General features: G+C 56.4%; 33 protein-coding genes and 1 pseudogene. 19 read left to right on the forward strand and 15 right to left on the reverse strand.

Features of this window, described 5'->3' with window-relative positions:
* Nucleotides 1-116 precede the first annotated feature (116 nt).
* The 3 genes from HMPREF2878_RS07260 (at nucleotide 117) to gcvT (ending at nucleotide 3,601) form a co-directional block, all read left to right on the forward strand.
* Nucleotides 117-494, forward strand: coding sequence for a DUF485 domain-containing protein (locus HMPREF2878_RS07260; RefSeq protein ID WP_070437585.1), 378 nt, complete (start codon nucleotides 117-119; stop codon nucleotides 492-494).
* Nucleotides 495-496: 2 nt separating this feature from the next.
* A complete protein-coding gene (locus HMPREF2878_RS07265; RefSeq protein ID WP_016423297.1) occupies nucleotides 497-2,149 on the forward strand; it encodes a solute symporter family protein in 1,653 nt (550 codons plus the stop codon).
* Nucleotides 2,150-2,428: 279 nt separating this feature from the next.
* Nucleotides 2,429-3,601 carry a glycine cleavage system aminomethyltransferase GcvT gene (gene gcvT, locus HMPREF2878_RS07270; RefSeq protein ID WP_070602777.1) on the forward strand — a complete coding sequence of 391 codons (1,173 nt, stop codon included), beginning with the start codon at nucleotides 2,429-2,431 and terminating at the stop codon, nucleotides 3,599-3,601.
* A gap of 190 nt (nucleotides 3,602-3,791) precedes the next feature.
* Here the strand turns inward: gcvT and HMPREF2878_RS07275 are convergent, their stop codons facing one another.
* Complete coding sequence (locus HMPREF2878_RS07275; RefSeq protein WP_070653147.1) at nucleotides 3,792-4,427, reverse strand: hypothetical protein; 636 nt, start codon at nucleotides 4,425-4,427, stop codon at nucleotides 3,792-3,794.
* 280 nt (nucleotides 4,428-4,707) lie between these two features.
* On the opposite strand from HMPREF2878_RS07275, the gene HMPREF2878_RS07280 reads away from it, so the two are divergent.
* Nucleotides 4,708-5,283, forward strand: a complete 576-nt coding sequence (locus tag HMPREF2878_RS07280) for an RDD family protein (RefSeq protein WP_016423294.1) — start codon at nucleotides 4,708-4,710, stop codon at nucleotides 5,281-5,283.
* 14 nt (nucleotides 5,284-5,297) lie between these two features.
* Here the strand turns inward: HMPREF2878_RS07280 and HMPREF2878_RS07285 are convergent, their stop codons facing one another.
* From HMPREF2878_RS07285 to HMPREF2878_RS11570, 7 genes and pseudogenes are all read right to left on the reverse strand, one after another.
* The gene (locus HMPREF2878_RS07285) at nucleotides 5,298-6,158 is read right to left on the reverse strand and encodes a siderophore-interacting protein (RefSeq protein ID WP_016423293.1); all 861 of its coding nucleotides are present in this window, start codon (nucleotides 6,156-6,158) and stop codon (nucleotides 5,298-5,300) included.
* Between the two features lie 254 nt (nucleotides 6,159-6,412).
* Complete coding sequence (locus HMPREF2878_RS07290) at nucleotides 6,413-7,555, reverse strand: site-specific integrase (RefSeq protein ID WP_070653149.1); 1,143 nt, start codon at nucleotides 7,553-7,555, stop codon at nucleotides 6,413-6,415.
* A 24-nt stretch (nucleotides 7,556-7,579) separates the two neighbouring features.
* The gene (locus HMPREF2878_RS11275) at nucleotides 7,580-7,876 is read right to left on the reverse strand and encodes a hypothetical protein (protein WP_245621857.1); all 297 of its coding nucleotides are present in this window, start codon (nucleotides 7,874-7,876) and stop codon (nucleotides 7,580-7,582) included.
* Nucleotides 7,877-7,969, reverse strand: a pseudogene (locus HMPREF2878_RS11635) (DUF2335 domain-containing protein); the annotation flags it as partial.
* A gap of 41 nt (nucleotides 7,970-8,010) precedes the next feature.
* Nucleotides 8,011-8,193, reverse strand: a complete 183-nt coding sequence (locus tag HMPREF2878_RS11280) for a hypothetical protein (protein ID WP_053412745.1) — start codon at nucleotides 8,191-8,193, stop codon at nucleotides 8,011-8,013.
* Between the two features lie 96 nt (nucleotides 8,194-8,289).
* Nucleotides 8,290-9,162: a DNA adenine methylase gene (locus HMPREF2878_RS07300; protein WP_053412744.1), complete on the reverse strand. Its 873-nt coding sequence runs from the start codon at nucleotides 9,160-9,162 to the stop codon at nucleotides 8,290-8,292.
* A gap of 360 nt (nucleotides 9,163-9,522) precedes the next feature.
* A complete protein-coding gene (locus HMPREF2878_RS11570; protein ID WP_255456356.1) occupies nucleotides 9,523-9,651 on the reverse strand; it encodes a hypothetical protein in 129 nt (42 codons plus the stop codon).
* Nucleotides 9,652-10,045: 394 nt separating this feature from the next.
* On the opposite strand from HMPREF2878_RS11570, the gene HMPREF2878_RS11285 reads away from it, so the two are divergent.
* Nucleotides 10,046-10,192, forward strand: a complete 147-nt coding sequence (locus tag HMPREF2878_RS11285; RefSeq protein WP_168165347.1) for a hypothetical protein — start codon at nucleotides 10,046-10,048, stop codon at nucleotides 10,190-10,192.
* Between the two features lie 134 nt (nucleotides 10,193-10,326).
* Here HMPREF2878_RS11285 and HMPREF2878_RS07310 read toward each other — a convergent pair whose 3' ends face one another.
* From HMPREF2878_RS07310 to HMPREF2878_RS11290, 3 genes are read right to left on the reverse strand one after another with little or no spacing between them, the layout of a single operon-like run.
* On the reverse strand, nucleotides 10,327-10,641 hold the full coding sequence (locus HMPREF2878_RS07310) for an ImmA/IrrE family metallo-endopeptidase (protein ID WP_070653198.1): 315 nt from the start codon (nucleotides 10,639-10,641) through the stop codon (nucleotides 10,327-10,329).
* Between the two features lie 49 nt (nucleotides 10,642-10,690).
* Nucleotides 10,691-11,689, reverse strand: a complete 999-nt coding sequence (gene rhuM / locus HMPREF2878_RS07315) for a RhuM family protein (RefSeq protein ID WP_070653195.1) — start codon at nucleotides 11,687-11,689, stop codon at nucleotides 10,691-10,693.
* Nucleotides 11,682-12,149: a hypothetical protein gene (locus HMPREF2878_RS11290; protein ID WP_168165348.1), complete on the reverse strand. Its 468-nt coding sequence runs from the start codon at nucleotides 12,147-12,149 to the stop codon at nucleotides 11,682-11,684. Before HMPREF2878_RS11290 ends, rhuM begins: the two co-directional genes overlap by 8 nt.
* Before the next feature lie 121 nt (nucleotides 12,150-12,270).
* On the opposite strand from HMPREF2878_RS11290, the gene HMPREF2878_RS07325 reads away from it, so the two are divergent.
* Both HMPREF2878_RS07325 and HMPREF2878_RS11295 read left to right on the forward strand, forming a co-directional pair.
* Nucleotides 12,271-12,537 carry a hypothetical protein gene (locus tag HMPREF2878_RS07325; RefSeq protein WP_070653153.1) on the forward strand — a complete coding sequence of 89 codons (267 nt, stop codon included), beginning with the start codon at nucleotides 12,271-12,273 and terminating at the stop codon, nucleotides 12,535-12,537.
* 72 nt (nucleotides 12,538-12,609) lie between these two features.
* The gene (locus tag HMPREF2878_RS11295) at nucleotides 12,610-12,780 is read left to right on the forward strand and encodes a hypothetical protein (protein ID WP_156324826.1); all 171 of its coding nucleotides are present in this window, start codon (nucleotides 12,610-12,612) and stop codon (nucleotides 12,778-12,780) included.
* Here the strand turns inward: HMPREF2878_RS11295 and HMPREF2878_RS11575 are convergent, their stop codons facing one another.
* Nucleotides 12,781-12,915: a hypothetical protein gene (locus HMPREF2878_RS11575; protein WP_256375039.1), complete on the reverse strand. Its 135-nt coding sequence runs from the start codon at nucleotides 12,913-12,915 to the stop codon at nucleotides 12,781-12,783. It abuts the gene before it with no gap.
* 201 nt (nucleotides 12,916-13,116) lie between these two features.
* Entirely contained in the window at nucleotides 13,117-13,386 is a 270-nt protein-coding gene (locus HMPREF2878_RS07330; protein WP_070653155.1) for a hypothetical protein, read from the reverse strand.
* 123 nt (nucleotides 13,387-13,509) lie between these two features.
* On the opposite strand from HMPREF2878_RS07330, the gene HMPREF2878_RS11180 reads away from it, so the two are divergent.
* Nucleotides 13,510-13,926, forward strand: a complete 417-nt coding sequence (locus tag HMPREF2878_RS11180) for a hypothetical protein (RefSeq protein ID WP_141753123.1) — start codon at nucleotides 13,510-13,512, stop codon at nucleotides 13,924-13,926.
* A gap of 46 nt (nucleotides 13,927-13,972) precedes the next feature.
* On the opposite strand, the gene HMPREF2878_RS11185 is transcribed toward HMPREF2878_RS11180, so the two are convergent.
* Nucleotides 13,973-14,794: a hypothetical protein gene (locus HMPREF2878_RS11185; RefSeq protein ID WP_141753124.1), complete on the reverse strand. Its 822-nt coding sequence runs from the start codon at nucleotides 14,792-14,794 to the stop codon at nucleotides 13,973-13,975.
* A 495-nt stretch (nucleotides 14,795-15,289) separates the two neighbouring features.
* Between HMPREF2878_RS11185 and HMPREF2878_RS07340 the strand changes: the two genes are divergently transcribed.
* From HMPREF2878_RS07340 to HMPREF2878_RS07375, 7 genes are all read left to right on the forward strand, one after another.
* A complete protein-coding gene (locus HMPREF2878_RS07340; protein ID WP_070653159.1) occupies nucleotides 15,290-15,529 on the forward strand; it encodes a helix-turn-helix domain-containing protein in 240 nt (79 codons plus the stop codon).
* Nucleotides 15,530-15,841 carry a hypothetical protein gene (locus HMPREF2878_RS07345; RefSeq protein ID WP_053412340.1) on the forward strand — a complete coding sequence of 104 codons (312 nt, stop codon included), beginning with the start codon at nucleotides 15,530-15,532 and terminating at the stop codon, nucleotides 15,839-15,841.
* Nucleotides 15,842-16,149: 308 nt separating this feature from the next.
* Nucleotides 16,150-16,653, forward strand: a complete 504-nt coding sequence (locus tag HMPREF2878_RS07355) for a hypothetical protein (RefSeq protein WP_141753125.1) — start codon at nucleotides 16,150-16,152, stop codon at nucleotides 16,651-16,653.
* A gap of 596 nt (nucleotides 16,654-17,249) precedes the next feature.
* The gene (locus HMPREF2878_RS11300; protein ID WP_168165349.1) at nucleotides 17,250-17,387 is read left to right on the forward strand and encodes a hypothetical protein; all 138 of its coding nucleotides are present in this window, start codon (nucleotides 17,250-17,252) and stop codon (nucleotides 17,385-17,387) included.
* A gap of 2 nt (nucleotides 17,388-17,389) precedes the next feature.
* Nucleotides 17,390-17,776 (forward strand): hypothetical protein, encoded by a 387-nt coding sequence (locus HMPREF2878_RS07360; RefSeq protein WP_070653165.1) that lies wholly within the window; start codon nucleotides 17,390-17,392, stop codon nucleotides 17,774-17,776.
* A gap of 440 nt (nucleotides 17,777-18,216) precedes the next feature.
* Nucleotides 18,217-19,278, forward strand: coding sequence for an HNH endonuclease (locus HMPREF2878_RS07370; protein WP_070653167.1), 1,062 nt, complete (start codon nucleotides 18,217-18,219; stop codon nucleotides 19,276-19,278).
* Nucleotides 19,279-19,593: 315 nt separating this feature from the next.
* Nucleotides 19,594-20,217: a hypothetical protein gene (locus HMPREF2878_RS07375; protein WP_070653169.1), complete on the forward strand. Its 624-nt coding sequence runs from the start codon at nucleotides 19,594-19,596 to the stop codon at nucleotides 20,215-20,217.
* A 189-nt stretch (nucleotides 20,218-20,406) separates the two neighbouring features.
* Here HMPREF2878_RS07375 and HMPREF2878_RS11510 read toward each other — a convergent pair whose 3' ends face one another.
* Entirely contained in the window at nucleotides 20,407-20,589 is a 183-nt protein-coding gene (locus HMPREF2878_RS11510) for a hypothetical protein (protein WP_246821935.1), read from the reverse strand.
* A 435-nt stretch (nucleotides 20,590-21,024) separates the two neighbouring features.
* Between HMPREF2878_RS11510 and HMPREF2878_RS11305 the strand changes: the two genes are divergently transcribed.
* Genes HMPREF2878_RS11305 through HMPREF2878_RS07390 form a run of 4 tightly spaced genes read left to right on the forward strand, consistent with a single transcriptional unit; the run spans nucleotide 21,025 to nucleotide 25,308 of the window.
* Nucleotides 21,025-21,189, forward strand: a complete 165-nt coding sequence (locus HMPREF2878_RS11305) for a hypothetical protein (RefSeq protein ID WP_168165350.1) — start codon at nucleotides 21,025-21,027, stop codon at nucleotides 21,187-21,189.
* 4 nt (nucleotides 21,190-21,193) lie between these two features.
* On the forward strand, nucleotides 21,194-22,627 hold the full coding sequence (locus tag HMPREF2878_RS07380; protein WP_246821938.1) for a terminase TerL endonuclease subunit: 1,434 nt from the start codon (nucleotides 21,194-21,196) through the stop codon (nucleotides 22,625-22,627).
* Nucleotides 22,621-24,066, forward strand: coding sequence for a phage portal protein (locus HMPREF2878_RS07385; protein ID WP_070653173.1), 1,446 nt, complete (start codon nucleotides 22,621-22,623; stop codon nucleotides 24,064-24,066). The genes HMPREF2878_RS07380 and HMPREF2878_RS07385 overlap by 7 nt, the downstream gene beginning before the upstream one ends.
* Before the next feature lie 27 nt (nucleotides 24,067-24,093).
* Nucleotides 24,094-25,308: a VG15 protein gene (locus tag HMPREF2878_RS07390; protein ID WP_141753127.1), complete on the forward strand. Its 1,215-nt coding sequence runs from the start codon at nucleotides 24,094-24,096 to the stop codon at nucleotides 25,306-25,308.
* Nucleotides 25,309-25,449: the final 141 nt, after the last annotated feature.

Genomic DNA, 25,449 nt, shown 5'->3' on the forward strand with positions numbered 1-25,449 from the left:
TCCAGGTAACTTTGTTTCCACACATAATGAAAAATGTGGTGCATGGCACACCCTCGGGGTGGCTGTGCTGAACCTCATTACGAACACCTGCATAACTTCCTGGAAAGGATTAGCCCGTGTCCGCAACTCCCTTGCCGACAGACCGGCATAAGCCACAGGCGGCCGAGTACCGCTACGTGCAAAACTCAGCGCAGTTCCAAGAGCTCCGCTCTACATTCCGTTCTTTCGCCATCCCGATGACCGTCGCAGGTCTGGTGTGGTACATCGCATTCGTTTTGCTTGCGACGTTCGCGCCGGATCTCATGGCGACTCCCGTACTGGGCAATATCAACCTGGGCATCGTCCTTGGTCTGCTCCAGTTCGTGACCACCTTCGCCATCACCTGGGTGTACATCAACTTCGCCAACAAGAAGCTTGAGCCGATGCAGGCAGAGCTGCGCGAGGCACTGGAAAGCGGAGAAATCGCTGAAATCGTCGCAAAGAAGGAGGCATAGGCATGCTGACTAGTTTCTTTGCTGCAGATGACACTGCAGCAGCAGGTAACCCGATTCTCAACATCGCGGTCTTCGTCGCCTTCATTGTTGCGACCATGTTCATCGTTACTCGAGTGGGCAAGGGCGGAAACAAGGGAGCATCAGACTTTTACACCGGTGGCGCACAGTTCTCCGGTACCCAAAACGGTCTTGCCATTGCGGGTGACTACCTCTCGGCGGCTTCCTTCCTCGGTATCGTCGGCGCCATTGCGCTGACTGGTTACGACGGATTCCTTTACTCCATCGGCTTCTTCGTAGCCTGGCTGGTCGCGCTGCTGTTGGTTGCAGAGCCGCTGCGTAACGTCGGTAAGTTCACCATGGCCGACGTGCTGTCCTTCCGTCTTAAGCAGCGCCCGGTACGTACTGCGGCTGCTATCTCGACCCTCGCGGTGACCCTGTTCTACCTCATCGCGCAGATGGCCGGTGCAGGTTCCCTGGTCGCCGTGCTGCTCAACATTCACGACTCCACTCAGCAGTCCATCGTTGTCGCGGTCGTCGGCATCATCATGGTTGCTTACGTTCTCATCGGTGGTATGAAGGGCACGACTTACGTGCAGATGATTAAGGCCGTCCTGCTGGTCGGTGCTGTCATCATCATGACTCTGATCATCCTGGTTGGCGTTAAGGGTAACTTCTCCCAGCTCCTGCAGGACGCAGTGGACATGCACGCGAGCTCGGATCACATCGCCGAGAAGGGCTACGAAGCCTCCGCCATTCTTGAGCCGGGTCTGAAGTACGGCGGCTCCTTCGTTCAGCAGCTGGACTTCGTCTCTCTGGGCCTGGCACTGGTCCTCGGTGTTGCTGGTCTGCCGCACGTGCTCATGCGCTTCTACACGGTGCCGACTGCAAAGGAAGCTCGTAAGTCCGTGACCTGGGCAATCATCCTCATCGGTGGTTTCTACCTGTTGACCCTGGTACTCGGTTATGGCGCCGCCGCACTTGTTGGTCCGGACCGAATCAACGCCGCCCCGGGCGGAGCCAACGCTGCAGCTCCGCTGCTGGCCTTCGAAATCGGTGGCTCCATCTTCATGGCAGTGATTTCCGCAGTGGCGTTCGCTACCGTGCTGGCCGTGGTCGCTGGTCTGGCAATTACCGCTTCCGCGTCTGTCGGCCAGGACCTCTACCAGGCCGTGATCCGCAAGGGACAGGCCACGGAAGCCGAGCAGGTTCGTGTCTCCCGCATTACCGTAATCGTGCTGGGCGTTGTCGCCATTATCCTCGGCATCCTGGCCATGGGGCAGAACGTCGCCTTCTTGGTGTCGCTGGCCTTCGCAGTGGCAGCATCCGCAAACGTACCAACCATCCTGATGTCCCTGTTCTGGAAGCGCTTCAACACCGCAGGCGCAGTTGCCTCCATGTACACCGGTGTCATCGCCTCGCTGGTTCTGATTATCTTCTCCCCGGCAGTTTCCGGCAGCGAGTCCTCGATGATTCCGTCGGTTGACTTCTCCTGGTTCCCGCTGACCTCGCCGGGTCTGCTCGCAATCCCGCTGGCGTTCCTGGCTGGCATCATCGCCACCTACATGGGCAAGCCGGATAACTTCGATGACCTGGCAGCTGAGATGGAAGTTCGCTCCCTGACCGGTGTTGGCACCGAGGCTGCGGTTGATCACTAATAACCACTGCGTCCTTGGCTGGCAACGCTGCCCGAACAGCTCAGCCAATCGCAATTAACTGAATAGACAAATGCAAAGGCCCCGTTATCGTCACTGGTAGCGGGGCCTTTGTGGTGGGCGCGGGGTCGTCGTCAAGCATGTGCGAATCAGTGCATGATAGTTAATGGACGGGCCTGTTGCCCTGGATCCGCAGGGGCTCGCGGAAGCGAGCACGGAGTCTTAGATATAAGGTGGGAAGGTAACAATCTGGTTTGCCCCACCGCAATAATTGGAGTGTGTATGACTGACAATTCTGGCGCTTCTGAGAACAACAATTCTTTCCGTAGCGCCCTGCATGATGAGCACGTAAGCCTTGGCGCAGAAATGCGCAATGTTGGTGGCTACGAAGTGCCGTTCCGCTACTCTTCGGAAATTGCAGAGCACAACGCAGTGCGTGAGGCCGTTGGTATTTTCGACCTGTCGCTGATGGGTATCATCCGCGTCACTGGTGAGGATGCGGCGGCGTTCCTTGCACACTCCCTGATTTCGGCAATCAAGCCGCTGGCGTTGGGCCGTGCCAAGTACACCATGATTGTGCAGGAAGACGGCGGCATTATTGATGACCTCATCATTTACCGCCTCGGTAGTCACGAATTCATGCTGGTGCAGAATGCCGCAGCCGCTGAAGATGTGTACTCGACGCTGCGCGAGCGCGTTGGTGGCTACAACGTCCAGGTTGAGAGCATGAATGACAAGAATGTGCTCCTGGCCATTCAGGGGCCGAAGGCTGCGAAGCTTCTGCGCCGTCTGCTGCCGCAGGATCTGCACGCGACTCTCGATGGCATGAACTACTACTCTTGCACCCTGCTCGAGGTCGCAGGTGTGGAAATGATTGTTGCCCGAACCGGCTACACCGGTGAGGACGGCTTCGAGATCTTCCCGCCGGCTGACCGCGCCGTCGAGGTCTGGCGTGCAATCATTGCAGCAGGTGGCAAGGTGGAAAACCCGGAGGATCCGGCTGACAACGGCGCTGACCTCGGCCTGCTGCCGTGTGGTCTGGCCTGCCGCGACACCCTGCGTCTTGAGGCCGGTATGCCGCTCTATGGCTACGAGCTGACTCGCGACCGCACTCCGCTGGAGGCCGGCCTGAAGTCCATCATGGGGCCGACCAAGGGGCAGTTTATTGGTCGCAACGCACTGATTAATCGTCCGCAGTCGAAGGAGCTACTGGTTGGTCTGCGTTTCTCCGGTGATGAAGCTCCGAAGCGTGGCACCAAGCTCATTGATGCGGAAGGTAACGAGGTTGGCGTGCTGACTTCCGCCAAGGTGTCGCCGACTTTGGGTCACCCCATCGGTTTTGCATACGTTCAGCGTTGGCAGTCCTCCACTGGCACGGAGCTGACCGTTGAAGGCGCCGACATTACCGCCACCGTCGTTCCGACGCCGTTCTACAACCGCCGTCACCGCAAGTAGGGGAGCGCCACGATTTCTGCTGTGCGGTGGCGAGCCGAAGTTTCCTTCAGGCTCGCCGCTGCCTGAGTGATTCTGCAATCACAAAAATCCGCTGCAGTATTGTTGCAGCGGATTTTGGTGTTTTAGGGCGAGCTAGTGCACCTTACCTAACTAAGTCCCGAGCCGACGAACCTCGCAGCCAGAGACGAAGCTAGCGGAACAGGCCAGTGAGCCCTTGATTATCTTCGCTCGGCCGCTCTTCTTGCTCCGATTCCGATTCTGTCGGCTCGCCGGAGGTTGTCGGAGTCGTTGAAGTATCGGGCGGCGTGGAAGAATCAGAGGTCGTCGAGCTCTCCGTCTCACTTGTCTCCGTTGTGCTCTCACTCGGAGTCGTCGGCTCAGGTTCCTGAGGCAGTGGCTCAGTGGTCGTCGGAGTAGTGGAGATCCACATTTGCTGCGATGTCGGGTTCGCGGGGGTTTGCTGCAGCACCGTCCACACTTCCTGCTCGCCGACTTGTGCGCATTCAAGATTCTGGCCGTTGGCGCTCATTCGTATTTCGCCGGTCTGGTTCGGGCACAGGTGCCCGATGCGCGGCGTACCGCCTTCTCGAACCTTTGGTCCCGTCGTTGTCGGCGAACTCGTCGTCGACACCGTAGTAAGTTGGCTTGACGACGAGGTTTGCGTCGCGGCAACCTCCTCGCTTTCGCTGTTGGCACAGCTGGTGGCCGTGGCTGCGAAGGTGAGGAAGCAGCAGGCCAGCGCCAGCTGCCGGCGGTTCTTGCGCCGGACGGCAGTGAGTTTAGGGTGCTGTACGGCTGACAGCTGAGTTCGCGTATTCACATCCATCTCACTTTCTGGGCTTCTCGGGCCTGCGTCGCGTGGTTTAATTCTCGGCTTTCTGGGTAGGGACTCCTGAAAAACCACTGGGGGTGCCAGCTATAGGGGAACTTGCCGAGCTATTGGCAAGGAAGCTGCTGACACCCAATAGATAGGTTGATTCAACCGGCAACTATACAGTCGACTTTTCGATTTGCATACTGGATGCTTCTAATCGTGGCAGAACGGGTGCGGTAGGGAAAGGCAATTCGTCTGTGAAGTCATAAGTGGTTTTGATAGCGTGTGTCCCATGTATCGGCGCACCCCGAATCGATTCCCCGTAAAGAGTAATGCGGATTTGTTCGCTCGGCGCAGTGGCGCGTGGATACTGGATTCGTTCCTTGTAGGAATCTTTGTTGCCATCATTGTGGCACTTGGCAAACTTGCGTGGGAAGCAGCCATGGCGAACTGGGCGCTGCCGAGTCCGCCAGAGTTCAGGATTTTGTATGGTGTCATATTCCCAGCTGTCTTTTTCTTTGTGCGCGTGGTTGCAGAGGCTCGCGGTGAACAGACGTTTGGTAAAAGCGCATTTTTGCTACACGTTGTTCCAGCGCGGAAAGCAGACTCTGGGGCAACTCCGTTCGAAGTCGCTCAGCCAGAGGGAACATCGGAGCTCGAATCAGGAGACGATTCTTGGCACAGAGGTTGGCGGGCAGCGGTACGTAATTGTTACCTATTGTCGCTGATTTTCTTGCCTACGGGTTTTGAGCCAAACGTTGAACTGTTTTTTGGTGTCCTGATGATTTGGGTTGCTGTTTGCCGCTGGCACCCATTCGACTGGTTGGCAGGAAAACGCGTCGTTGTTGAAAGGCGTAGCGAGCGCTAACGTTCGAGCAAGCGTCAGGCCCTGGCTCTTTCCTCCTCGGCCTCAACCTCAGCGTTGAATTCTCGTTTAGAAGACTGCCACTGGTCTTCGGTCATACCGATACGCCAGTAGCCAGAAATGGAAACGTCTTTCTTCGGGATCTCAGATTCGACGAAGAGGAAGCGGCGCAATTCCTTGATCATCTCGGCGACACCGTGGATGAACCAGCTAGTTTTCTTACCTTCTGGAATGCCCGCCTCGCGCACTGCGCGGGATAGCTCTGTGCCGTGGGTTGCGCCGTTGCGGAGGACCCAATGGACTTCCACACCCTCTCGGGTTGGGAGCTCAAACTTCCGATCTTCGGACTCGATTTCGATGTATGCGGTTGCGGTCGTGCCTGCTGGGAGGTGCTTCAGTCCGGCGCTGATAGCTGGCGCTGCGGACTCGTCTCCGGCGAGTACAAAGTGTTCATATTCTGCTGCAGGTCCCCATGCGCCTCCTGGCCCTAAGAAGCCACGCTTGTCTCCGATTTCGGCTACGCGTGCCCACGGTCCAGCCAGGCCGGAATCGCCGTGGGTGACGAAGTCGACGTCAAAGTCGCCGGTTTCGGAGTCCACATTAATCAGAGTGTATGTGCGGGTGATTGGCAGTTTGTCTCGCGGCTGTTCGGCGCGAATTTTCGCAATATCGAACGGCCAGGAGTAATCAGCGTCCTCTGGCACAAACAATAATTTGATGTAATGGTCGGTAAACTCCAGCTCCTTGCCCACAAATGCAGGCGAGTTCATGCTCAAACGAACAAGGTCTGGGGAAATCTGGCGACGTCCAGTAACTGTTGCCTCGTGTGCCTTACGGGGCTTACGCTTCGGTGCTGCTGCTTTAGCTAGGCCAGCCATAGTTGTCACTGTCCTTCAACAAGTCTTGGGCTGTTTTGTACTGGCGGAAGTCTACACGCCACGTGATTAGGTAAGCCTAACACAAGTGTTTCTGGAAATTGCTGGGTGATGCGTTCTCAGGAGGGGGCGTAGTGGCCGGTCGTGAGAAAAACAAAGAACCCTCGCGCCCTATATGTAAAAGGTCACGAGGGTATTTGTGCCCCAGAGAGGAATCGAACCTCTGGCACGACCGTATATATGCAGGATATGGAAGTTTAGTCGGCTTTTTGGCTCACTTTTGGCTCACCCTTGTTCTTTCTTCGAGACCCAGCAGCACGCTGCGCACGACCAACAGCATCAATCACTGAATCAAGATCTTCGTCAAAAAGACCAGAGTAAATATCCAGTGTTTCCTTCGCGCTCGCGTGCCCAAGCTGAGCCTGAACGACCTTTACAGAAGCCCCATTAGAGATAAGCAACGACGCCGCAGTATGCCTCAAATCATGGGGGGTAAGCAAAGAAGGAAAACTACTGTCCTCAGCAACACACGCATCCACAGCAGAATGCCACCACGACCGCTTCGACGGCGTAGTCAAATGCCCACCACCACGCTTCTCCCACAACAGGCAATCAGGACTCTTCCCAGCCATCAGCGGAACCAAAAGCTCAAAAACGGCCGGCGTCGCAGCAATCACACGATCACGACGCCCCTTAGTCGCTCCAACCACAACCCGGCCACCGACAGTCGACGCGGACTTAGTCACCGAAATACGGCCCCGCAAAGGATTCACATCACCAACCGTCAAACCCACAGCCTCGCCCCAACGGCAACCAGACGTGCCCAACAACCAAACCAGCGCCTTCTTATCGTCCGAGCACTTCGACGCCAGGGCCTCCAACTGCTCCAAAGACAAGAACACCTGCTTCGGCCGCTTCCGCGCCGGGCAGTGCACGGCAGTAGCCGGATTTGTGCTGAGGCGTTTGTTGGTGACGGCAAGCTCGAGCAACCCGCGGATAACGCCTAGGCAGCGTTCGACGATAGTGACGGATTTATTCTCAGACAGGTCTACTATCCAGGTCTGTAGTTGCTCGGTGGTGATTTGGTTAATAGGCGTTAATCCCCAGCGGGGTTTGACGTGGGTGCGCCAGGCGGAGTCTAGTGGCTTCCATGTTGAGGTACCGTGGCGCATTTTCTTGATTGCTATCCATGGATCCCATAGCTCGGATAGGGGGATGTTGGACAGAGCGGGATCTACCCACGTGCCTTTTCTTTGTGCGACGCCTTGGTCTTCTATCCAGGCTTGGGCTTCTGCTTTGGTTGGGAAGCCGCGTTTGCGGGTACGTGAACCATCTGGTTTCGTGTATTGCACTTGCCAGCGTCGGCCGCTTTTCGTTTTGTAGTAGGAGACGGTAGCCATGACAAACGCCTTCCTGCGGCGAGATTACTCCTGCGGTGAGGAGCTTTTGTCTTTATTACTCCAGCTAGTCATCGCGCGCGGTGCTAGTAGGACTCCTAAGCCGCTTAATGCGGCTAGGAATGCGAATGCGGTTGTGCCGCTGGTGCCACTGACGGAAGTTAGTACGGCACCCACAATCAAGGTTGCGGTGAGCGCGGCAAAAATCCATTGGGCGCGGCGATGTGAGTTTGCATCTTCGCGGATTGAGTAGGCGATTGCGTTATTCACTTCGGCTTCGGATAGTGTGGCCTCGTTCGCAGCAGAGATACTTCCTTCGGACATGCATACAATTCGTTCTGCAATTCCAGGGAAGGCTTGCTCGTATCGGGCTAGTTCCTCGGCTGGAGGAAGCGGACCTTGCCGAATTTGAAGCATTCGGGCGAATGCTTCTGAGTTTTCGGATACTACTTCGGCTGTTATCGCGTCATCGCTCCGTAATGGTCCATTGCTTTGCGTAGAGCCGTGCCTGTCTGTTCCCAGCCCTTCCGAAAGTTTTCCGATGGGTCGTGAATCGGAGTCGCTCGAATCACTCGACCGTCCGTCGAGCGGGCGATTACTGGAGTCTTGCGACGGCTCATGATGTACTCCAGGTTGGTCATCGGTCATCACTCCTCGCCTTCTGGTTAAACTGTTGGGGACGTGACAAAGCCTACTATACGGAAACGTTGAGGAACATAGGGGTCTACGATATGCGTCTACGTAGTTACCCACTCTGCTGTTCGGCCTCTGGTGAGCTGTACGTCTGGTACGTGGAGCGAGTCTGAATAGATGACAGCTTCTGTTCCGATGTGTTGCTTATGTGCTGTGTGGGCGATGGGGAAACGTGCGCACCGCACGTTTCGATAGAGGATGTCCGTAATTCGGGGATCATCGTCGTAGGTGAGCATCCATGGTGCGTGTGTATCTGCGAGTTTGCTTGCCAGGTCTACGTGCGCTGCTTCGTCGAAGGCATGCAGGTATAGGCCGTCACCTTGGACAACGTAGGGAGGGTCTGCGTAGATGAATACTTTGGAGCCTAGATCTGAGATGGAGTCGAGGAAATCTAGGCCTTCCATCTGCGTGACGTGTATTTGGTGTCGGTATTGTGCGAGATGCTGTACACGCGTGATTAAACCGCTCTTGTTGTAGCGTGCGTCTATTTTCCATGTGCCTTTTTGGTCGTGGCCACCGATGGGGCCGGCGTGGAGGATTCCCGAGCGGTTGGTTCGGTTAAGGAAGAAAGTTGCGAATCCTAGTGCGAGATCGTTTCCTGTCTCTCCTGCGAGGTAGGTGACACGTTGTTTGTGCCATTCGTCCAGGTTCACTGCGGTTTCGGAAATCAATTCGCAGAATTCCTCTGGGGCGGTGGTGATGCTGCGCCAGAAGGCTGCGATGCCGGGGTTAAGGTCGTTGAGGTGTATTTCTTCGACGATGCCATCGGTGAGAAGCTTCAATGCTGCGCCTGCTCCGCCCGCGAATGGTTCTGCGTAGTGCGTGGGTCGGGGTGTTTGGGCGGTGATGAGTCGCTGAAGGTAGGGGGCTAGTCGTGCTTTGCCTCCTGGATAGCGCAGCGGTGAAAGATACCTCATGAATCAGTATTATTGCGTAGTTTCTCGTTCATGGCCACCAGCAGCGGCTCGATGCGGTCGAACCAAACATTTGCTGCCGAGGTGTCTTATTGCTTCATGAGTCTCATGGTTCGTTGATGTCGACGCCGTGTTTGGTGGGGTGATTTTTGACGGGTGAGCCTGGGCGGTTTTGGTGCCAGGTTTTGATTTCTTCAGCGTCCCAGAGGGGGGCTGATTTGCCCCAGGTTGCTACCGGTTGGGGTGTGCGTTTGTTGGCGTGGTAGTTCGCCCAGGTCCTGGGGCTAACTCCGATGTGGGTTGCGCATTCGGCGCTGTTCCAGAGTCGGCGGCCGGTGTCTTCGTCGATGATGATGGGGCGCATTAGGAGATTTTCTTTCGGTTGTGGTCGATGGCGTAGCCGATGGCGAGGAAGGCTGGGATAAAGAATGGTGATGCTCCGGCCAGTGTCATGATGGTGGCGGTGCATGCTCCGATGAGTATGAATCGCATTACAGTGTGTCCTTTCGTGTAGTGTGGTGGGGGAAGTCCCCCGGCTAGCTGCTTTAGCCGGGGGCTTCTTTATTTGTTCCTGGTGTCTAGCCAGATGATGATCATGACTACCAGGGTTATGGTGGCAATGATGTCGGTGTAATCCACATCTTTCACCTCTCCTTCTAGTGCGTTTCGCTCGCGCACTATAACCATTATAACGTAAATATGCGTTATGTGTCAAGTTTGGAAACCAAAGGTGCCATCGGGAAACAACAACCATGTAAGCTAAAGAAGACGCTCTGATAGCGTCCCCTTTCCTAGCGGTGCGAAAAGTCTCCACCGCAAGCGCGTGGAACTGGAATAGCACCAGCTAGTTGGGTCCACCTCCGTTTAAGGAAGGGGGTGAGATGAAATGCCGAAACCGGAAACCGGCGATAAGCCGGAAAAAGGGAAAGCTCGGAAAGCAATTGGTGAGATTGCAGTCCGAGCCTTCACGGTGTTAGTAGCCAATGAACTCGCGGATGCGGTTCGCGAGACGATAACTTGGCTAACTAACTAGTCTCACGAAGCCCTCACGTTTGCTTGGCGGCGGCGTGGGGGCTTCGCCTTATCGGTGACATGGGGCGCGTTGGGCGACGATTCATGTCAAGCCCAACTATAGCGAACCAATCTAACTAACGTAAGCCAAGCCCCTCACACAGTGCGCCTTTCATACATACCCCGCCATATGGCAAGTACTTCGTTTGTAACCCCTAATTCCGCTGCAATTAACTGTGGACGTGCCTCGTAAATCTGTTCCGCGAGCGCATATTCAACCGGTGATATGAGTAACCGAGCCGCGAAACGATCAGCTTGCCGCTCTTGTCTATTGCTCGCCGGAGCTGGGTGGCCTAGCCACATGTGAGCGAGTTCGTGGGCCATAGTGCAGCGGGTGGCGGCGTCGTCCATGCCGTGGCGCAGGCTAATGCGTCGCTCATAGGGTATCCATGCCCCTTTGGGGCCTCTCATGTGCCATGTGACGCGCACACCGGCGGCTTCGGCGATGGAGATGAGCTCGTTAGTCGATGGGGTTTTCACCTCGGCTCAGTTCCTTTACTTCCTGCTCCAATTGCTTCATGTCCAACTCATTAACCCTGGTATCAAGGGTCCTTTGATACTTGTCCCACTCGGTGTTTGCTTTGCTGATTGCCTGCTTGCTTGACCTTGTCCCGTAGCCTTGTAGTACTTCTCTATCGTTGAAGACGAGCCAGGCGTCAGCTTTGGCTATCCAGTCCTTTAAGAGAACAGATTTTCTGCGTTCAGCCTGGTCTTCCGCATAATCAAGGAACATGGATGTGAGCCTGTTCATTCTCCGTAGTTCGTCGCTGGTGAGGAAGTTCTTTGCTATCGCCATATCCGCTTTGTGGGGCGATTCTCCCGCCCACGTCGTGAGGCCTGCGTTGGTCTTTGTGTGGTCGGCGCGCATAAAAATGATTTCCGCAGCGGTGTGATGGTGGGTTGCGAAGTGGAGCCTATTTTGGATGCTGGCGAAAAAGTTCTTGACTTCGGCGTAGTTCTTTTTCTCTTCGTAATCATCGCTGGTTTTTGCAATAACGTCGCAAATCTTGCGGAAGAATTGTCGTTCTGAGGCGCGGATTTCCCGGATGCGTTCGAGCAGTTCATCGAAGTGAGTGTCTGCGCCGTCGTTTTTGAGGCGTTGGTCGTCCATCGCGAACCCTTTGGTGAGGTATTCGCTGAGCACTTCGGTTGCCCATTTTCGGAATTGCGTGCCTCGGGGGCCGCGTACCCGGTATCCGACAGCGAGGATCATATCGAGGTTGTAGTGGTTCACAGACCTGCTCTGACCGGGTACTTTCAAAAGTTGTTTGAAACTGCCGGATACTTCTTTTTCCCTGGTTATGTTCTGTACGTGATGTGAGATGGATGCGCTAGTGACGTCGAAGAGTTCGGCCATTTGTTTTTGGGTTAGCCATGCGGTGCCTTGGGTGAGTTGGAGGCGGACGTGTCTCTTGCCGTCTTCTGTGGTGTAGATGGCGATGTGGTCTGGTCTAGTCAATGGGGTCTTCACCTCGTTTGATTCGCTCTTCGTTTTCGTCTGGGCTGCTATCGGCGGCGGCTGGTTTGCTGCCGTCCCATTCCGTGACGGTGCCGTCATGTGTATCAGCCGGGGCGGATTCAGGCCCGGGGAATTCGAACACCGTAGCGTTGAACGCATCATTCTGCTCACGGGCGCGAAGCCTGCGAACGATCTCCTCCGATAGCTCAACATCGCTATATGCATCGAGGTCTCCTTGTCGATGGAACTCTTCGAGATCTGCATTAGAGATACATCCTCCAGCGAGCAGGCCGTAAACAGGGTTTGCGCTGTAAACGGTTGCTAGTTCTATGACCGTGCTTGCGGTGTCAGCTTTTAGCCGTCTTTGAATCGTGGAGTGCGTTGTACCGAGTTCATCTGCGATAGAACGCCAGGATGCGTCATTGGTGATGTTTTTGACCCATTCAGTAAGTGTTTGCATGTCGCCAATGGTACATAAATAAGCCACCTCGAACAACTGTGACCTGGGTGGATTGTAAATAAGCCACCCCGCGAAAGGGGTGATGGTTGCCAGGTAGGCCATCGTGGCTTAAGGTTAAGCCATGACGGTGAATGAGAAGCGCGGAGGTGATTCAGTGAGCTACGCAGTCAAGGTCAAGCGCGAGCAGATGAACGAACTGCGCCGATTGACCCGAAAGAACGAGACCGAGATGGCCAAAACCATCGGAGTTAGCCGGGGAACATACCGGCGTGCGATGGAGGGCGAAAACGTATCCGCAGCATTTATCGCGGGAGCGTCACTAGGTTTCCAAGTTCCGTTTGACTCACTGTTCTACACAGTCGAGACGGCAACCAAGCAGGCGGCATAAGAAAAATCGCGCCGGGCACTGGGGAAGGTGCCAGGCAACAACCGTCGACAAGCGAAAAAGGAGATTGCAGTTATGGGCGCAAAAGTAGCGAAGCTCAATATCGAGGGCACTGATACAGGAGTCAACATCGATGTAGACGGTGCCAGTGAGGGAATCCACATCGAATACGAAATTCTGGCGAATGTGATGGCAGTAATCGTGCAGGAGGCCCTGGACGCAACGAAGCACGACCAGGGCAACTAACTACTTCTTACCCCTAGACCGAGTCTCGGAAACCGTGGTCTTCGGGTGGCGAGCAGCGGTAGAGGCCTTCACGAAGCGTCCTGTAATAGCGCTGCGGTGAACCTTGCCAGAACTCTTGCCAGCAGATTTAGCCAAGACAATCACCTCCTTTCTAACGCAAAAGCGTTATCGAGGAGGTTACTAAACCAGCGTGACACGACCGCCGGGCCCTGGGGAAGGTGCCGGGCAACAACCGTCGAAAAGCGAAAGGAGGAAATAGAGATGTGTGAGAACAAAAACGAATGTCCCACCGCGCGAATGCTGCGAGTACCACAGTCGACGCGATGGGACAGTGACCTAGTCGAGCGGATGTTCGCCGACTTGCCGTTCAAGCCACGCGATACGTCGTTCCAGTCCAGTAATCGTGTGGACAACTTCTTGAAGCGAACGGTCAACGTGGCTGAAAAAGACCCCGGCCGGATTGATTTCACTCTGCTTAACAGATGCATTCCGAACTCTTGCAAGCAGAACAACCAAATCAGCCGAATCATTCAGACCAGCCTGACGAAGCGCGAACTCTACGTCTTCATTGCTGTAACCGCGTGGGCGGGCATCTGGATCCTCCACAGAAAATCACCTCCCAACCGGGGAAGCGTCCCCTAAGCGGGAATCTTATCCAACTGAATAGCTGCCCAGTGCTGGGGAAGGTGCGGGGCAGCTGTCGACAAACGAAAGGAAGGAAACACAAAGATGGCATGGATATTTCGAGCCCAAACCACAACGAATCTCGCAATGCTGGGGCTGCTCAACGCGCTTGGCACAAACTTGGCTGACGGCGGCACCGTTGCGAATTCTCTTGGCCGACTAGACGCGCGCGGAAAACTACTGGCGCTTTCCCTCGCGCAACGCCTAGCCGGCGCATTCGGAGTAGCGCTTGCAATCGAAGATGAACGACTCCAACGAGCACTACTTGAACTCAACAGTGAACGGGACGTGTTCGGACAGGTTCATCATCTCAATCACCTCCCTTCCGGGGAAGCGTCCCCTAAGCGGGAATCTTATCCAACTGAAGAGCTGCCCAGTGCTGGGGAAGGTGCTGGGCAGGGCAACCGTCGACAAGCGAAAGGAGGAAGCGGCGATGAAGTACATGAATCTAGCCAAAGCTAGAGGCCAACTGCGTCAACGAATGTTAACCAGACTCCATGACAGTGGCCTAAGCCAGTATCTCGTCATCAACGATGAAGAGTTGCTCGAACAACTCGATGGTCTTACTGAGATACATTTCTGCGTTGGCCATTCGGTCATCGAGGCTCCAAACACCGTAGCTGCGGGGAATGCGCTGGACCCAGTCGGCTACATCGAATTGGAGACGCCAAGTGATATCTACTCCGTCATTCGCGTTGAGTTCGACGCCGCGGCGGAGAGCGATCCACGCGGCTTCCAACTCCTCATCACCCCGGATGAAAGCCTCGAGCTGATTGCATACACCACAGCGCGAGGCGTCGATGGCCGGGCTGTTGGAATTGACCTGCAGCTCGATGATGCGCCACACGAGGCAATGCCCACGTCGATGGCGGTCAATTCGAGCGAGCTCATGAATCCACCACAGCGCACTTCCGCTGAATCCTCCGGTGGCGTGATAGGGCTGCGTGCGTTCAATAGCTCGGCGAATCCTATCGGAAACTCCATAGGTATTGCACGAGGCGAAAGCACCGGCAGATCTGCACAACGGGTAGGAAATCCGGCCGGCATTTGGCGGAGGGTCCAACTTGGTTTCTCGGACAACGATTTCGTACATCAGCCCATCGAGAGCGGCACGAAGTTGGTACAGCCACTCTCCGAAGACGAGGGACAGCTCGGTTGGCACAGGTGCGGTCGCCTGGAGACGAAAGGAACGGATATCGCCGTCGCCTACAACCCGGCGCTCAATCGGGTTCGCCTTCAGATGTTCGACACCAAGACTCCACAGCTCATGGCGGTGCGAAGCCGCTCGCTCTACTCGAGCTACGAGGCGCCGGAATTCGTTTTCACTCATGGACAAATCGTAACGGCTGACACTAATGCAACTGCGTCAACAAAACCAGGGCAGTAAAGGGGAGCACACGTGGAATTAAAAGCAGCAATCGGAAACACGAGAATCGACGCCAACGAAAGCGAAATCACAATCACCAATACGGACAACGACACATCAGTGTCGATTCCTTACCGGGCAGTCGGCACCGTTGTCGAAGTGTTGGAGCTCGCAGATAGGTGTCGCACTCCTCTTACACATCCATATGTAGCCAGAGCGGTCCCTTGGTCGGACTACAGCAGATTGGCGAAATAAGAACAGCCCGAATGGTTACTCAGGGGTTCGATTCCTCTGCCGGGCACTGGCGCGTAGGCGATATGAGAATCGGTCGCCGCAAGCCAGCCACAATGCCGTGGGCCTTTCGCACGGCGGTTTGGCTGCGCGCCGCACAAACCAAATAAAAGGGCCCGCCCCCGCTAGCACCAGGGACAGGCCGAAAGTGTTGAAAGGAACACTGCCATGAAGCATACACAGTCTACGGAGGTAACCATGATCGCCAGACGGAGAACTCTGACGCCGCGCGAGTTCGCCGACGAATTCGGCATAGATGTTCAACGCGTCTATCGCTGGTGCCAGGCGGGACGCCTTCGCACGATGCCAAAGACCCCTGGGAGTCGCCAGCACTGGCGCATCTTCAGCTCCGAAGTTGATCGCGTTATGACTGTTGGGTTCCCGAGCGATCCACGGGAGGCAGCATAAATGAGTAATCCAAACGTTAAGTTCAGCCGCTCAATGTGGCGCGACGCCTACGATTTGCTGGACCACGTCAACACCAGGAACAAATTGCAATGGGCAATGTCGCTGATTCTTGCCGCATCCTCTTTTGTAATGGTCATCATTACTGGCTACGACAATTTCAATTTTGTGCCAATCATTTGGACAATCACAACAATTTTTTGGTTGTGCACGGCGGTCTTTATTTCAAAGTCTGTCAAAAGCATTGAGCGTGTTCTCCAGATGAAAAAGAACAACAGTGGCGTTTCTGCGACCCGGTATTGGCCGGAGGCATGACATGAAACAGCTTCGTCGAGTTCGCTCACCGAAGAATCGGTGGGTGCTCGTAGTAGTCCCCGTGCCCCGAGGTAACAGAAAACCGGCCACGATTGATTTCGAGGTGTCGTTCGGTGATGTGATGTCAGAGATGCCTCGTAGTCTGAGGTTTCCGGCAACGCTTCCTCGGCGGTTAGGCCGGCATGGGGATGGGCAGCAGTTCATCACCAGAGGGGCCTTGGAGAACCTGGTCACTTTCAATAAGGATGACAAGCGCGTTATGCGCCAGCTTGAGGAGTTCATCGAGCACATCGCAAGTGAGGTGCAAGGTGAACCAGAAAGATAAGCCACGGTGCGCCCGCCGAATCTCAGACGGTCGCTGGCAGGTAGCAATGGCAGGGATTCCGCCGGCCGTGATCTGTAATTCGCTGCAAGATGCCTTGAAGACCGCGGTGGGTATTGAGGAAGTTCCGCCAGGCGGTGATGAGGTGTGCCGGCTTGATGCTCGGGGGCATGTTCTTGAGCTCATAGAACTGGGAATGTCAGTAGAACATATCGCTGAGTCAGCTCGAGTGCGCTGTGAGGCAGTGGAAGCAATCATCGCCGGTACTGCATCCGTCGCTATGGCTGACGTCAATGCGATGGCGCAGGTTGAGTTTGAGCTGTCAGATACGGAAGCCACTGCGCTAGATCTCCTGCACTTCACGTCATTAGGGGCCACCCTTCGGGAAGCGATTGCATGGTGCCGAAAACGGGATGGCCTGTCGGCGCAGAAAGCGTGGGCTGCAGTTCCCGTCGTCAAGCAGCGTATGGAGGGGCTGAAATCAGCATGATGCGCAGAAGATGGCTGATTTTCCAGATGAAGGTCGAAGCCCACGTGTTGCGGATTGTCCACCGCGGCGAAAAGCACTAAGCAGCCGATAGTAGTCAAACATGAGGAGGAAAAATGCCACGCCAAAGGGTTTGTAGGCACTGCGGTTTCCCTATCCGGTGGGCGTGCACACCATTGGGGCATCGACTTGCCCTTGATGCATCGTCTGATCCAGATGGGAACGTGCAGATCGTACATGGTGCTGCTGTGTTCCTCAGTGCGGAAGAAGCTCTGCGGAAGCGGTCTCAGGGGTATTTGCTGTTCCAGCGGCATGTGTGCGCTGGTGCTCATGGTAAACGGCGAGCGGGCATGCCTGAGCGGGAGAAACAGCGCATGCAACAGCGACGTGTTGCGCGTGAGCGCAGACGGCTTAATGAGATGACGAAGAACTATAAAGCGACAGCTAGATGACATCAGATGAATCAGCTGCGCAGCGTTGGTGGGAGCAGCAGCAAACGCGACGCCAAATTCAGATTTACCGATTCCTTGGCCCTCGTAAGCGCCCCGCCCGCACTGAGATTCCAGGGCAATTAACCATTGATGGACAGGAGATACGCGATGACCACCAAGAAGATTGACAGTGACGCAGAAGACCAGAACCAAGACCACAGGGAGCCAGAGACGCCCGAGTTGCAGGAGGATGCCCCGGCCAAGTGCATTGTCGTCAACGCTCGTCCGCTGGGAGGCGTGGCGTAGCCATGACGCTCCAGGTGAAGAAGACGGGAAGCAGTTTGTTGCCGTGGGTTGTTGAGGACGATACCGGTGGCATCGCGTGGTGTGGCTCGTGGGAAGACGCTGTCAGTACTGCGAACGAGTACGCCCGCGCGGTGGAGGTCCAGCTCGTGCGGCCGGACAAGCTGTTCATTGAGCATTGCTACTCATGGGATGTTGGGCGTTACGGCCGTGATATCGCACAGTTCGGCGATGTTGAAGCATCTCGGAGTATGTCCGCCTGTGGTAGCCCCCAGGTTCGCCTGGGGGACATTGAGTTCGCCTCAGTCGACGAGGCTCGTCGGACGGCAGCGCAGTTGCTGTCTGCATGTCAGTGGGCGCAACGGCCGGCAGTAACGGGGAAGGTTTCTTGATGGGTGACAGCGGCGTAAGCAATAACAAGGCCGTCAGGCAGTTCTGTGTGGTGGCGTCAACAGATGGTGGATACACATGGAATTCATTGCGCGTCGCTGGGGTGACATGGATGAGCGCAGAACAGGCACAAGATGTGCACCAGGCGTGCAGTCTGCGGGCCCGCACATATGGCTTGCCTGTGCGGTACCGGGTGCTGTCCCGCACTGTTTCTGCGAACACCATGTGGCCTTATCCGTCTGATGAAGGTGATGACCAAGCCGGTTATCACGAGGAAAGCGAGGATTAGCCGTGGCGCTACCAGTGCCTTGTTGTAGAGATCCGTAAGCAGTTGTGTTGGTTCATTTTGTTACCGCGCCGGTTTTTGATTTGGAGTTCGAAGAATGATTGTTACCGCTTCCCATATTTCTGCTGGGCAGCCCCGGTCCGGGAGTGATGCACCATGGCATGGGTAAGGGTCAGCGATACTTTCAACGAGGCCCCGGAGTGGATGCGAGCCTACGAGCTGGCAGCCGAACGTGGCGATGACCGTCTGGTCAGTGAACTCAAAGGCGCGGCGTCAGCGTTGTTTACGCATTCTGCGCAGCAGTGGACGGATTACAAAATCACCTATGGTGCAGCCGTCCGGCATATCGGCATTAGCCGGGTGGAGCCTGTACTTCAGGATCTGATCACTATCGGGATTATCACCGAGGTGGAGTCTGAAGGTGAGCGGCAATTCGTGCTCGTTGAGCGTGAATCGTTTGTTCATGTCATCCGCTCCGATGCGAAGTCGAAGGCAACGAAACGCCGTAACGATCAGAACCGTGCTGGGTTGCAGGTGCCGGTCATGCTCCGTGATGGAGACCAGTGCCGGTACTGCGGTGATGAAGTGGTCTGGGGCGATAAGAAGTCCGATCGTGGCCGTGAGTACGACCACCGTGACATCGATGCGCCGACGACCCCAGACAATTATGTGACGGCATGCCGTGGCTGTAATCAGCTGCGGCATGAATTAGGCGAACGCGCCGAGGAGGAACTTCCGCTCCTCGACCCACCAGAGTCTCCAATGTATGGCCCGGAGCTGCGTAAGAAGCTCTCCCGCTGGGAGGGATTCGTTGCGCGCTGGTGCAAGAAGGAGGGACTCCCGAATCCGCTTATCGCGGACGAGGTTGAGGCCCAGGACAACCCGGCAGCCAGTCGGGCAGTGACCCCTTCTCAGGAAGAAAAAACGGTACGCGTTAAGTCCCCGGCCGCGGGCCCAAGCCAGGAGCCCGGCAAGCCGCAGTTCCCCAATACTGATTCCCATGGCCAGGTTGAGTCTGAGGGTAGAGCCGCCAAAGGGAGTTCTCGGCAGCCAGCCGAGACTATTCAAGTCAATGTTGTCCAGTCGCTTCCGGCACTCCCCGCACACCATGCGGGCGGTGCGCCGCAGGGCCGTAAGGCATCGCACGTGCGCGATGCCGGTCCCGCCAAAGGAGCGGAGCCTTTCGCACGTCGCCGTCGCCGACGCCGCCGCAACTAGTTTTCGAGTACACGCCCCGCGATAGGAGGGGCGAAAAACAAACGAGCATGCGGTGCGTCTAAGAGAGCCTACGCGCTTTTGACGACGCGGCCTTTGTCGTACCCAAAAACTTTCCCGTCGACGAAAAAACCGTTCGACAAGGGGAGTAGTTGTCGGGGTGGCACCGGGTCGGGACGGGCCGGGTCGGGACGGGTCGGGTCGGGACGGGTCGGGTCGGGAGGGCTTTTAAATATCCCTCCCCCTCTCCTTCTTTCCACCCCCTTACCTTTGTTGGTTCTCTAGTTCTTTTTGTTGCGGCTTGTTGATTGGAGCCTTATGCCACCGTTGTCGCCGGACCAGGTTGAGCAGCTTGGTCGTGCATTGTCCGCGATTGAATCTATGGCCCCCGCCCTCGCTGAGATGATGGTCCCCTCTCCGCCTGCCTCCGGGGTCAATGGGGGACGGCCCCCGAGTACCCGGGGGTCTCGCCCGCCACTACCGGTGTACTTGCTGGATGTGGAGCACGCGGCGGAGTTGTGTCTGTGGGACTGGGCGCAGGCGCTGGCCTACGAGGTGCAGTGTCGGCCGCCAACCAGCCGACGCCTTGAGCACGTGGCTCGTTGGCTTCATGATCGTGTGCATGATGTCGCGGAGCGTTCGTGGGCTGATGGTGTGCTCGTCGAGGTGGAGCATCATCGGCGGGTGATAGGCGATAGGGTGAGTCCACCTGAGCCGGTAGCGCGGCGGGAGATTCCGCAGCAGGGTTCTGCGCGTCAGGTTGCCGACGCGCTCGCGGTGCTGGGTGTGCGTGTCAGTCACACGTCGTTGAGGAAGTGGGCGAAGCAAGGCGAGATTCCAACGACGCTGAGCGATGAAGGCGTGGAACTCTTCGACATCGCAGACTGCATGCGCGCAGTCGCAGCACATCAGTGTGGCGACGACACGCGGTCGACAGGCTAGAGTTTCGTGACCTGCGGTTTACAGTCCGTGTGCTAAGCTACGCTTGACTGAAGCGCATGCTCTTAAACCGGACTTAGGTTTGAGGGCATTTTCTTGTATGCGGCTCTCCTCGCCAGTGGCACAGCCGGGAAGGGATTCCCAATGTCCAGAACTGGAAACATTCACTACCGAGCAAAAAGAGCTCGCTTACTAGCTGGCGACGGGCTTGTCTGCGCCCGCTGCGGTCTGCCTATCGACAAGACACTGAAGTTCCCAGATCCATTCAGCGCGACGGCTGACCACATCACCCCAGTAGCCGCCGGCGGCCATAACCTCGGCCCCCTCCAACCGATGCACCTGTGCTGCAACCAAGCAGAGGGAGCCAAAGGGCATCGGGCAGCAAAGGTGAAGCCTAAGCACGTTAGAAACTGGTAGCGCATGTGAAGTCCCTGGGGAGGGAACCCTGTCCCGGCCACGGAAGCAAAAGGGGCACTGCATTGCCTGGATACCTCCCCTGACCTGCAAAAATGAAGTGTGACCAGGTAGGGACATCCTAACAAAAACAGAACAAAGGAGCAGCCAATGAATCAGCGGCTTACATGCATCGTCTGCTCCACACCCCTGACGGGGCGGCAACGGTTCTACTGCTCAGGCCGATGCAGAAAACGCGGCCAACGCCACCCCGACCTCTACCCAAAACCACAAGCCCGAAAGCCCAACCCCACGGCACAACCGCCCGCAGAGATACCTCGCGCCGGGCGCATCACTACCGCGGTCCGCCGCAACAACAAGCAAGACGTACTGGACGAACTGCTCCTACGCCTTGCAATGGAAATCGACCAGGCGACCGACCCGAAAACAATCGCCCCGCTGTCAGCACGCCTCATTGATGTCCTCGACCGAGTAGAAGACGCAGACACCGATTCGCAGAAGGGAGGAAGCTTCCTTGACGAACTCACTGCACGCCGTGCCCAGCGCCCCGAGGCTGGGTAGCCAAATGCCAAGCTTCCTCGCCAAGCCGAAAACCCCCGTAGCCGACATCTACGACGGCGAAGACTACATCGCCCTAGCCAGCGCCTGCGGCCTTATCCCAGACGAATGGCAAGAAGGCATCATCACCGGCATCACAGCCAGAGACAAAGACGGGAACCTCGTCGCAAAGCGCGCCGGGCTGTCTGTTCCTCGCCAGAATGGTAAGAACGGTGCCCTTGAGGTTTTGGAGCTCGGGCAGATGGTTTTGTCCGGGCGGAGGATTATTCATACAAGCCACGAAGTGAAAACGTCGCGTAAGGCGTTTATTCGTTTGGCGTCGTTCTTCGAGGAGAACGATGAGCTTGCGAAGTTGGTGAAGAATATCCGTAAGGTCAATGGCCAGGAGCAGATTATCCTCACCAACGGTGGCTCGTGTGAGTTTATCGCTAGGTCAAAGTCGTCGGGGCGTGGCTTCACGGTGGATACTCTGGTTCTTGATGAGGCGCAAGAGCTTCGGGACGAAGCGCTAGAGGCTTTGCTGCCTACGATCGCGTCGGGGCCAGCCGGAGACCCTCAAATCATCATGACGGGCACGCCGCCGGACCCGACAGACATTAACGGTGAAGTGTTCCGGCGAATGCATGATGCTGCGCACTCTAACGAAGATGACACTTTGTGGTGGGCAGAGTGGTCTGTCCTCGCCGATGACGATGTCGAGATAGACGCTGATGATCGCGACCTGTGGTACCAAGCGAACCCGGCGCTTGGAAAGCGTATGCGTGTCGAAACTGTCGCTGCGGAGCGTGCAGCTATGGCGGATTCGTCGTTTCGTCGCGAGCGGCTTGGCATGTGGGAGCAGGAACGTAGTGCGCGAATCTTGCCGATTGAAGATTGGACAGCGTGCGCTGACCCGAACTTGTCTGATGATGGGGAGCCGGTGGCGTTAGCAATTGATATTGCTCCGTCGCGTGATTCGGCGTCTATCGCGGCTGCCGGCATGACTGTTGATGGTCATGTGTGGGCGGATGTGATTGAAAACCGCCGCGGCACACCTGAGTGGGTTATCCCGCGGTTGAAGGCAATTTTGGAGAAACAGGAAGCCCGCGCGGTACTCATCGATGTGTTGTCGCCGGCTGGCTCGCTGATTGACCCGTTGGAGGCGGAGGGCATCAAAGTCTCGCGCATCGGGTCGAACATTATGGCGGCGGCAACGGCGCAGCTTTACGACGCTGTGATGTCGCATGATTTCCGGCATTTGGATCAGCCCTCTCTGAACCTTGCCGCTGCAGCTGCCAGGAAACGAAAACTTGGTGACGCATGGGCGTGGAACCGGTCGAACCCGGACGCGGACATCACACCACTGGTGGCAGCGACGCTGGCATGCACAGGACGGACATACACGAGGGCGAAGCGCCCGGTGAAACCGGTGAGGGCTAGAAGGAAGGTGACGGTATGGTAGCGGATGTTTTCTCCCGCGAGGAGAAGGCGCTGGTGGATTCGATGCTGGCGCAGATTGCGTCCCACTCGGCGGCGAACCGTGAGCATGAGTCGTATTACGACGGCTCATTCACCGCCCACCTGCTGAACATCTCCACTCCGGAGCATATCGGCAGGATGCTGAAAACCGTCTCCGGCTGGGCTGGCACAGCAGTTGATGTGCTCGAGGAACGCCTGGACTTTCTCGGTTACGCTGATGATGACTTGGTCGAGGCTTTTGAAACGAACGCGCTGGATGAGGAGTCCGGGCAGGTTCACCTCGACACACTGATCTACGGCATCGGGTTCGTTTCAGTCACTGGTGGCGGTGAGGGGGAACCGAAGCAGCTCATTCGTGGCCACGACGCAAACAACACCACAGGCATGCTTAACCCGCGCACCCGACTGTTCGACGCGGCACTAACTCGCGAGGTCAAAGACGGTGAGGTCGTTGGTGTTGACCTGTGGCTACCGGACCAGGTTGTCAAGGCCCGCAGGCAACGCCATGGTTCCCCGTGGGAGATTGTCGACCGGAAACGCAACAACCTCGGCGCGGTACAGATCGTGCCGTTTATCAACCGTGCCCGCATCGGCGACCGGGGCGGCAAATCAGAAGTAACCGCTCCACTGCGCCGCTACGCAGACGCAGCAGTGCGAACCCTGATTTCCATGGACGTCAACCGTGAGTTCTTCTCCGCGCCACAGCGCTACGCCATCGGCATGAGCGCTGATGATTTCGTTGGCCCTGACGGTCGCCCGTTGAATCCGTGGCAGATCCTCACTGGGCGCGTGTGGTCAACCGGCGAAGTCGGCGACGATGAACGCGAACCAAAACTCGGTGAATTCGACCCACAACCACCAGGGCCATTCCTTGACCAAATCGAGGGACTAGCGCAGTTGGCTGCTGCCGAGGCTGGTTTGCCGTCACACTACTTCGGTTTACGCGGTGACCAAGCAACATCAGCCGACGCTATCCGTGCGATGGAAGCCCGCCTCGTCAAGCGCGCGGAGCGCCGCCAAAAATCATTTGGCCGCTCTTGGTCGCAGGTTTCCCGCCTGGTACGCGCCGGGCGGGACGGTATGCCGGTCGCTGACGTTGAGGCCTCGCGTACACGCTGGGGCAACCCGGCGACACCAACGGTTGGTGCGACGATGGACGCGATGGTCAAGGCCGTGCAGGCGGGGCTCGCGCCGGGTAATTCTCGGGTGATTTGGGATCGTGTCGGTTTCACTCCGGAGGAACAGCGCTTGTTGGAACGTGAGGTGGCGCAGCTGCGGTTAGAGAATCGTGTGGCGCTGATTTCGGGCGCTTCGCGTGCCGTAAGTGATGAAGCCAAGGCTTTATCTGGTTCTGAGCAGCCAGTCGCAACGGAAATCGGGATCGATGAGTTTATACGTGGCAGTGATTCCAGCGGTCTGTAGCGGAGGTGAGCAAACATGCCTTCCGGGATGGATGAGTACGCATTTGCGCTTGACCAACTGAGGATACTGGCGCAGCAGGATTTGGCGGACTGGTGGGCTAACACTGATGGGTTGGCGCCGCCGGTGCGGATGGATACGCTGCGTGAGGCGTTCCATGCGATACAAGCGACATATGGAGAGCAAGCCGCGTACTTGGCTGCAGACTATTTGTTTTTGCAGCGTTCTTTGGATGACACGCTGTCTGAGTTGGAGTTCCCGGAGGTTTCTAACCCGGCAGGGTATGAGCAAGCGCGGGCTGGGTTTAACTGGGCGACGGCGAAGTATCGTGAGGAGTTCGCCCCGGAGTTAGTGCCGATGGCGCGGGAGAAACTGGCTGGGGTACTTAATCGGCTGGTTTCTCAACCTGCTCATGACACAGTTGCCAAGGCAGTAGAAACCGCTGGCACAGGGTATGCGCGTGTCCCAGAGCCTGGGGCATGTAGTTTCTGTCTCATGCTGGCATCACGAGGAGCGGCTTACTCCAAAGCGTCGGTGCAGTCGGCAAACGGGTACCACGATAATTGTCGGTGTGTTGGCGTCGAAGTCAAAAGCGATGCCGACTTGCCGAGGATTAACCGTGAGCTCCATGAGCTGTGGCAGGCGACAGGCAAGAAGCTCGGTGACACGCCTACTGACAGGCAGTTCCAAGAGGCGTTGCTGAGGTACAGGAATAGAACCCCTGACTGGGTGCCTTTCGAAGCAATCAGGATAAAAGAAAAACCTCAACATCAACGAGGAATGCATCCAGGAGTTAAGACCATTCCTGACTTGGAAAAGCATGCGCTTGTTGAATCTGTGTCGACGTTGCCAGGTACCAAGCGCTCAAAGCGAGAGCAACAAGTTTACGAAAATGAGCAGAGCGTTATTGAATGGTTGGCTGGCAACGGCGCGGTGAAGATTCAAAGGGTTGGAATTGCGAACGACGCTATTCCCTCATTGCCGGAGGGGCAAAAGAAAACTCCGGACTTAATCGTCGATGGCATGACTGCCGATGTTAAAACAATCACCTCAAAACGCGGGATTCATAAAAATGCGAAACGAGGTTCCCAACAGTCAACCTTGCTGATTTATGATGCTCGAAAATCAGGGATTGATGAAAAAGATCTTGTCACGTCAAGCAAGAATGCAATACGCGATTATGGCGACAGACTTGATAGAATCGTGATTATTAGTGATAAAACTACGTTGTTTTGGGAGAGGTGAGCATGATGAGCATCTATCCGACTATTGAAATAATTTCGGGGCCGACGGCGCCGAGCGAGATAGAGAACGTCATCCGGCATGTACTCCCCGAAAAGTCACTGCCGATGGGAGAATATCGGCATTCAATGTTGGATATCACCC

It is taken from the genome of Corynebacterium sp. HMSC065H09 (assembly GCF_001812845.1).
In the GTDB taxonomy this organism is placed as follows: domain Bacteria; phylum Actinomycetota; class Actinomycetes; order Mycobacteriales; family Mycobacteriaceae; genus Corynebacterium; species Corynebacterium jeikeium_D.